Source organism: Tritonibacter horizontis, assembly GCF_001518015.1.
In the GTDB taxonomy this organism is placed as follows: Bacteria; Pseudomonadota; Alphaproteobacteria; order Rhodobacterales; family Rhodobacteraceae; genus Epibacterium; species Epibacterium horizontis.
In genome coordinates, this window is record NZ_LPUY01000077.1 from 102,544 (window position 1) to 110,492 (window position 7,949).

A 7,949-nucleotide genomic window follows, 5' to 3' on the forward strand; every position below is an offset into this window, starting at 1 on the left:
GGTGTATGTAAACATCATTTACATCACCCATATGTGGCGCAGGGCTGGCTGCTTCAAGGGGCGATGTAAATGTTTTTCACATTCACTTCGCGACCTGTCGCAAACAGATCGTCGGGTGCTTTGGGATATGGGGCAGGGGGGATGCCGCCGACAGAGGCATCAGGGGGCGGTCTTTGATGATCCGCTGGCCACAGCAGGCAGCGGCCCGAACACACATTCAGTGCCGATGGCGAAATCGGTGCGATCATATGCGGGATCATAAAACAGTCAGAAAACGAGCGGCGACGACACGTCAGAATCGCAAGCGTGGTCACGCTCCAAAAACCACGTGTGACTCTTTAATAACGTTCGGCGGAACAATCCCGCGAACATGGGGTACTCTCTACGTTTCACTCGGTCCCCGAAACAGGAACGCGACCACTGTGTCGAATATATCTGTGCTTTTGCATCTGTGGAAGTGGCGGATAGGGGGAATTTAACGAGGTTTTGCACCGTCAAAGATGAAATTTCGAAGTTTTCCGGAAGGCGGGACAGACGCCTTGGCCAATCGCTCGCGGCTCTAACTTTAAGTTTGCGAAATATTTGCGCTGCCTTTGCGATGTGGCGCGGCGCTTTTGCATTGACGCCCCTCGCGGTGCAACCCACTCTGCGGCCATGTCAAAAATGCTTCAGGTCTTTCGATCCCCGCGCCCCTATGACCCTTCGATCGGAGCGGAGGCGGTGCAGGGCTTGGCCCATGTGTCTCCCGAATGGCGGGCCCTGTTGACGGGCACCGCCGGGAGCAGCCCCTATCTGAAGGCGCTGATCGAGTCCGAACAGGGCTGGATCGAAGAGGCGCTGAACGATCCGGTGGCCGCGCGCGAGGCGGTGTTTCAGGCCTGTCGCGCCTGTCCGCCGGACCAGCTGAGATCGGGGTTGCGGCAGGCCAAACGCCGCATCGCGCTGCTGTCGGCGCTGTGCGATCTGTCTGGTCACTGGTCGTTGATGGAGGTCACCGGCACCTTGACCCGCTTTGGCGATCTGGCGGTCGATCTGGCGCTCAAGGCCGAAATCGCGGTGCTGCTGCGGCGCAACAAACTGCCGGGCATGAGCGAGGACGACCTGGAGACCGCTGGCGGGCTCTGTGTCTTTGCGATGGGGAAGATGGGCGCCTTCGAGCTGAACTACAGCTCTGATATCGACTTGATCTGCCTCTTTGACGAGACGCGGTTTGACCGCGAGGATTTCGCCGAGGCCCGCCAGGCGCTGGTCCGCGCCACCCGCAACATGAGCGCGACGCTCAATGACCGCACCGCGGAGGGCTATGTCTTTCGCACCGATCTGCGGCTGCGCCCCGATCCGGCGGTGACCCCGGTGGCGCTGGCGATGGTTGCGGCGGAACGCTACTATGAAAGCCTGGGCCGCACCTGGGAGCGCGCCGCCTATATCAAGGCCCGCGCCGCCGCCGGTGACATCGCGGCGGGCGAACAGTTCCTCAAGACCCTGACCCCCTTTGTCTGGCGTCGCCATCTCGATTTCGCCGCCATCGAAGACGCCCACAACATGCGCCTGCGCATCCGCGAGAACAAGGGCACCGGCGGGCCGATCTCGGTTTTGGGCCATGATATGAAACTGGGCCGGGGCGGGATCCGCGAGATCGAGTTTTTCACCCAGACCCGGCAGCTCATTGCCGGTGGTCGCGACCCCGCGCTGCGTCTGCGCGGCACCATCGAGGGGCTGGCAGCCCTGTCGGCCGCGGAGTGGATCCCGCAGGAGGTCGCCGAGACCCTGTCGCGGCGCTATTGCCAGCACCGCGAGGTCGAACATCGCATCCAGATGATCCACGACGCCCAGACCCACCGAATGCCCTCGACCGAAGAAGGGCTGGCCCGCGTGGCCTGCCTGATGGACGAGACGCCAGAGCTGTTGGTGGCGACCCTGCGTGACCGGCTGGAAGAGGTGCATCGGCTGACCGAGGATTTCTTCGCTCCAAGCGGCAGCGCGGCTGCCAAACCCGCAACGCCCGCAGTTCCGGACGGGCTGGACGCGGCGGTGATTGCCCGCTGGCCGACCTATCCGGCATTGCGGTCGGACCGGGGGGCGCGGATTTTTGAGCGGTTGCAACCCGAACTGTTGGGCCGCCTGTCGCGGGCGGCCAACCCGGGCGAGGCGCTGTTGGCGCTGGATGGGTTTCTGGCCGGCATGCCGGCAGGAGTTCAGCTGTTTTCACTGTTTGAGGCCAATCCCCAGCTGATTGATCTGCTGGTCGATATCGTCGGCACCTCGCCGGCGCTGGCGGAATACCTGTCGCGCAATGCATCGGTGTTCGATGCGGTGCTGGATGGCGGGTTCTTTGCGCCCTGGCCGGGTCGGGCGGCGCTGATCGACGACCTGAACAAGGCGTTGCAGGCCGAAGACGATTACGAGCGGCAACTGGACCTGACCCGAAGCTGGCATCGGGAATGGCATTTTCGCATTGGTGTGCACCACCTGCGCGGCCTGATCGACGCCAGCGATGCGGGCCAGCACTACGGGGATCTGGCCGATGCGGTCATCACCGGTCTTTTGCCACGGGTGGCAGCGCAGTTTGCGGCCAAACACGGCCCGATGCCGGGGCGCGGCTGCGTGATCCTCGGCATGGGCTCTCTCGGCGCGGCGCAGTTGACGGCGACCTCTGACCTCGACCTGGTGGTGATCTATGACCCGGAGGCGGCCGAAACCTCCGATGGCAAGCGCCCATTGGCGGTGCGTCCTTATTATGCGCGGCTCACCCAGGCGATTGTCACGGCGCTGACAGCGCCGATGGCGCAGGGCCGACTGTACGAGGTCGACATGCGGCTGCGCCCCTCTGGCAGCCAGGGACCGGTGGCGACCAGCTGGGCCAGTTTCACCCAGTATCAACAAAAGGACGCCTGGGTCTGGGAACATCTCGCCCTGACCCGGGCCCGCCCGATTGCGGGCGACGAGGCGCTGGCGGCGGATGTCACCGCCTTTTGCGACGGGCTGCTGCAACGCCCGCGTGACCGGGCCGAGGTTCTGGCCGAGGTGGCGCAGATGCGCCGCCGCCTTGCCGCCGCCAAGATCCCCGAAAGTTGCTGGGACGCCAAGACCGGTCCGGGCCGCATGCTGGACATCGAACTTCTGGCGCAGGCCGGTATGCTGCTGGCGGACAAGGCCCATCAAAGCGGCGCCGCCCGCCACCGCGCCCCCGCCGGGTTGGCTGCCGGTGTCGCCATTGGCATTCTGGATGACGCGGATGCACAGACCCTGCAGCAGGCCTATGCGCTATTCTGGTCGGTACAAAGCGCGATGCGGTTGATTTCCGGCCGGGCCCCGGCGACAGAGGTGCGCGGCGAAGGCGGCGCGGCCTTCCTGTTGCGCAGCACCGGCTTCGACCGTATTGGCCGTCTGCAACAGGCCCTGGAAGAGGCCTATCAGACCTGCGCCAACCGTATCGACGCCTGCCTGGCGGGGGCGCCGGGACATGCAGACAAAGGAGACCGCGATGACGACCGCAGCGGATGAACCGGCGGTTTCACAGTTCGACCCCAAGGGGCTGATCCGGGAATCCTACCGGATCGCGGGCATCGACGCGAGCCAGTGCCGCAGCATTTTCCTGGACTGGGCGCTGTCGATGCCGATGGAGGTGGATATGCAGGCGGCCCTGTCGGCCCTGCTGGATCACTACGGCAGCGCCCAGGACACGCACCCGATGACAGCGGTGCTGCGCGAAGGGCTGGTCAGCGACCAGCGGCCCAAACGGCGGGGCGGCTGGCGGTCGCGTCCGCGCAGCTAACGGCGCGCATTGGCCCTGTACACGCCAGCCCTGCGTCCCTCAGGTCCGGATCCCTCAGTCCCCCATCCCTCCGTCCTCTGCCCCTCAGACCCGCACCCCTGTGCCTTGCGTGCGGTGTCCTTCATGCCTTTGCCTTGCCGCAAACAAGGTTAACAACTCCTTAAAATGGCCCGTTCTGGTCGGATTTCCGCCCCGTTTTCCCGGCAAAACGGAGCCACGGACAGTCATGTGAAGGAGGCACCCGATGACATTCGCTCGGCTCGCTATTGGTTTTGGTTTGGGCTTGTCGGTCATGGCCTGCGGCTCTGTCGACCTGCCCACGCGCAATGCACAGCTGGAACCGCTGGTCAATGTGATCCCGGTGATCGGCACCTTTCCCGCCCCGGCCGTGACCGTCACCGGCGTTGACGTGGTGGTGCCGCGTAGCCTGCAGGTTTTCGAGGCGGATCGTTTCCTGCCGGCCGGGGATATTGTCTGGCGCGAGGACCCCGACGGAGACCGCCACGAACAGGTGCGCGCCATCGTCGCCGACGGCATGACGCGCGGGGTGGCCGGGCTGAGCGGTCCGGTCGATGCCCGGCTTCAGGTGCAGGTCGCCCGCTTTCACGCGCTGACCGACAAGGCGCGGTCGACCACAGGCGGCGTGCACAGCGTGTCTTTTGATATGCAATTGGTGGAGGCGGCGACCGGTCTGCCGCTGACCGACATGCGCCGGGTCGATGCGGACCTCAAGGGTCTGGGCGGTCAGGCCGCCGTCCGGGCCATGGCCCGGGGACAGACCCAGAAGGCCCGCATTACCGACCATCTGGCACAGGTGATCCGGCAGGTTCTGCTGAACCCGGATGCCTATCGCGCGGCGCGTCTGGACCAGCTGGAGACCTTTGACGACAGCTGACACCGCAGCCTCGGTCCCGGCCTGGAGCCGGCGGTCACAGCGCGCTGGATCCGCTTTGGACTTGCTCCGGGGCGGGCTCGGATCAGCCTCTGGGCGCATTGGCGGGTGGTACAGCGCAAACGTAGGGGGCGGCCGCGCAAAACACCGCAAAGAAAGCGCCGCGTCGGGGGCGCGCCGCGTTTTTCCATCTTGGGCATTGGCGCGGGGCAGGCTATGTGCAGGGCATGACAGATCATGCTCACGCCCCCGACCCGACGCCCGCACCGCTGCCGCGCCCGCGCGTCAAGATGAAACCCAAGTCGAATGCCCGCGCCCTGCGCCATGGGTTTCCCTGGGTCTATGCCAATGAACTGGTGACCGACCGCCGCACCCGCAACCTCGCCCCCGGCAGCCTTGCGGTGCTGGAAGACGAGGCCGGGCGGGCGCTGGGGCTGGTGGCCATGAACACCGCGAGCAAGATCATTGCCCGGATGCTGGACCGCGACCCCGACGCCCAGATTGATCACGCCTGGTTCGTGGCCCGCCTGTCGCAGGCGCAGGCCCTGCGGGCGCAGCTCTATGATGCCCCGGCCTACCGGCTGGTCCATGCTGAGGCCGACGGCCTGCCGGGCGTGATCATCGACCGCTTTGGCGATACCTGCGTGGTGCAGCCCAATGCGGCCTGGGCCGAAGTGCATCTGGAACTGCTGACGAACGCGCTGGCCGAGGTCACCGGCTGTCAGGTGATCCTGAAAAACGCCTCCGGTCGCACCCGGGCGCTCGATGGGCTCGACGATCAGAGCGCGGTTCTGAAAGGCAGCGCCCCGACGGCGCCGGTGCCCGTGGTGATGAACGGCGCGACCTATATGGCGGATCTGACCGGCGGTCAGAAAACCGGCCTGTTTTATGACCAGCGGGACAATCAGGCCTTTGCCGCGCGTCTTGTGGCGCCGGGGGCCCGGGTGCTGGATGTGTTTTCCCATGTCGGAGGCTTTGGCCTGGCGATGCTGGCCGCCGGCGCCGGGCATGCCACCTGCGTCGACGGATCGGCGCCCGCGCTGGAGCTGGCACAGGCCGGCGCCGACGCTTCAGGCTTCGCAGATCGGTTTGCCGCCCGGCAGGGCGATGCCTTTGACGTGCTGACGGCCCTCGGTGAGGAGGGCGCGCAATTTGACGTGGTGATCTGTGATCCACCGGCCTTTGCACCGTCGAAACAGGCACTGGAGGCTGGCCTGCGCGCCTATGAGCGGGTGGCGAAACTGGCCGCCCCTCTGGTCAGACCCGGTGGCTATCTGGGCCTGTGTTCCTGCTCCCATGCGGCGGATCTGACCCGGTTCCGCAACGCCTCGGCGCGGGGCATCGGCAAGGGCGGGCGTCGGGCGCAGCTCTTGCATACTGGGTCGGCGGGGGCGGATCATCCGCAATTGCCGCAACTGGCGGAAAGCGGCTATCTGAAGTCCGTTTTCTTCCGGCTGGACTGAGCGCGCCCCGGCCGATGAAGCTGCTGCTGGACACATGTGTGCTCTATCCAACAGTGATGCGGGAAATGCTGCTGGGGGCTGCTGCCCTTGGCCATTTCACGCCGCTGTGGTCAGACCGTATTCTGGGCGAATGGGCCCGCGCGGCGCTCAAGCTGGGGCCGGCCGGCGCGGCGCAGGCCGAGGCGGAGATCGCCCTGCTGCGGGCCGCCTGGCCGGGAGCCGTGGTTGCGCCCCATGCCGGTCTCAGCGCGCGGCTGTGGCTGCCCGATCCCAATGACATCCATGTTCTGGCCGCCGCTGTCAGCGGCCATGCGGATGCGATTGTCACGCTGAATGCCAAGGATTTTCCCCGCAACCTGCTGTCTGAGGAAGGCCTTGACCGTTTGGGGCCGGATCAGCTGCTCTACGAGATCTGGTTGAAGGATCGCGACGGGATGGCTGCGCTCGCGGACAAAGTACTGGCCGAGGCCAACCGCCTGTCCGGGCAAGGCTGGGAGATGCGGCCGCTGTTGAAAAAGGCGCGCCTGCCACGGATTGCCAAGGCGCTTGCCCGCCCCTAACCGCTCGGACTGCGGACTGCGGACTGCGGACTGCGGACTGCGGCTTGGGGCACTGGGGCGGCCCAACCCCCCCCGCGCGACGCAAATTGCGGCGCGCCCTTTTTCAGCGATGCTTCAGGCGGCACCGTCGCTGCGGCCCGGCCTTTGATCGGGCATGGTCTCGGGAGGAAGCGGCAGATCTCGCAGGATCCCGGCGGCGATTTCAAAGGAGCGCAGCCGCGCGTGGTGATCGTGGATCTGGCCGGTCAGGATCAGCTCGTCCGGCTGATATGTCCGGATCAGCCGGCTCAGATCGGCGCGAACCGTCGCCGGGCTGCCGGTGGCGGAAATGGTCAGCGCCTGATTGACCCCGGCGAGGATCTCCGGGCTCAGCACCTCGTGAATATCCTCGACCGGCGCGGGCAGTTTGCCGGGGGTGCCCAGACGCAACCGGGCAAAGGCCTGCTGCATGGTGGTGCGCAGGCGCTGGCCTTCGGCGTCGGTTTCGGCGGCAAAGACATTGATCGCCAGCATCACATGCGGTTTGTCCAGATGCGGCGAGGGGCGGAACTGGCGCCTGTAAACCTCCAGCGCCTGATCCAGCGCCTGGGGCGCGAAGTGGCTGGCAAAGGCGTAGGGCAGGCCGAGCATCGCCGCCAGCTGGGCCCCATACAGGCTGGAGCCAAGCATCCAGACCGGCACCTCGGTGCCCTCGCCGGGAATGGCGCGCAGGGCGCTGTTGGCGCCGCGCGGGCCGAGAAAGGCGATCAGCTCCTGCACGTCTTCGGGAAAGCGGTCGCCGGAGCTTTCAAGCCCCCGGCGCATGGCCCGCATCGCCGCCATATCCGTTCCCGGTGCGCGCCCGAGACCGAGGTCGATGCGGGGGCCGTGGAGTTCCGCCAATGTGCCAAAGGCCTCGGCCACCATATAGGGCGCGTGGTTCGGCAGCATGATGCCGCCAGCGCCGACCCGCAGCGTGGTGGTGGCATTCGCGATATGGCCGATCATCACCGCGGTGGCGGCGCTGGCAATGCCGGGCATGTTGTGATGCTCTGCCAGCCAGAAGCGATGATAGCCCCAGCGCTCGGCCTGCTGCGCCAGGTCGGCACTGTTCTTCAGCGCATGCGCCGTGGTGGTGCCTTCGGGCACCGGGGCAAGATCGAGGACGGAATAGCGCATGTCGGAACCTTCTCATTGCGGGAAGGTTGACATAAGCCCGCCGAGCGCCGCCTGCAAGGGGCGGGCGCGGCAGAAATGGCTCTCGCCCCTTGCAGGCGACG

The 7,949-nt window shown here is 66.1% G+C and carries 6 protein-coding genes; 5 read left to right on the forward strand and 1 reads right to left on the reverse strand.

Annotated elements, in window-relative coordinates; all coding sequences use genetic code 11:
* Positions 1–654 precede the first annotated feature (654 nt).
* The 5 genes from TRIHO_RS14650 (at position 655) to TRIHO_RS14670 (ending at position 6,690) form a co-directional block, all read left to right on the forward strand.
* Complete coding sequence (locus TRIHO_RS14650) at positions 655–3,504, forward strand: bifunctional [glutamine synthetase] adenylyltransferase/[glutamine synthetase]-adenylyl-L-tyrosine phosphorylase (protein ID WP_068245184.1); 2,850 nt, start codon at positions 655–657, stop codon at positions 3,502–3,504.
* Positions 3,485–3,775 (forward strand): hypothetical protein, encoded by a 291-nt coding sequence (locus tag TRIHO_RS14655; RefSeq protein ID WP_068245187.1) that lies wholly within the window; start codon positions 3,485–3,487, stop codon positions 3,773–3,775. The genes TRIHO_RS14650 and TRIHO_RS14655 overlap by 20 nt, the downstream gene beginning before the upstream one ends.
* Positions 3,776–4,019: 244 nt before the next feature.
* Positions 4,020–4,670 (forward strand): DUF6778 family protein, encoded by a 651-nt coding sequence (locus TRIHO_RS14660; RefSeq protein ID WP_068245190.1) that lies wholly within the window; start codon positions 4,020–4,022, stop codon positions 4,668–4,670.
* Positions 4,671–4,894: 224 nt separating this feature from the next.
* Complete coding sequence (locus TRIHO_RS14665) at positions 4,895–6,130, forward strand: RSP_2647 family RNA methyltransferase (RefSeq protein ID WP_068245193.1); 1,236 nt, start codon at positions 4,895–4,897, stop codon at positions 6,128–6,130.
* A gap of 14 nt (positions 6,131–6,144) precedes the next feature.
* The gene (locus tag TRIHO_RS14670) at positions 6,145–6,690 is read left to right on the forward strand and encodes an RSP_2648 family PIN domain-containing protein (protein WP_068245196.1); all 546 of its coding nucleotides are present in this window, start codon (positions 6,145–6,147) and stop codon (positions 6,688–6,690) included.
* A 114-nt stretch (positions 6,691–6,804) separates the two neighbouring features.
* Here TRIHO_RS14670 and TRIHO_RS14675 read toward each other — a convergent pair whose 3' ends face one another.
* Positions 6,805–7,848: an LLM class flavin-dependent oxidoreductase gene (locus TRIHO_RS14675; RefSeq protein ID WP_068245199.1), complete on the reverse strand. Its 1,044-nt coding sequence runs from the start codon at positions 7,846–7,848 to the stop codon at positions 6,805–6,807.
* Positions 7,849–7,949: the final 101 nt, after the last annotated feature.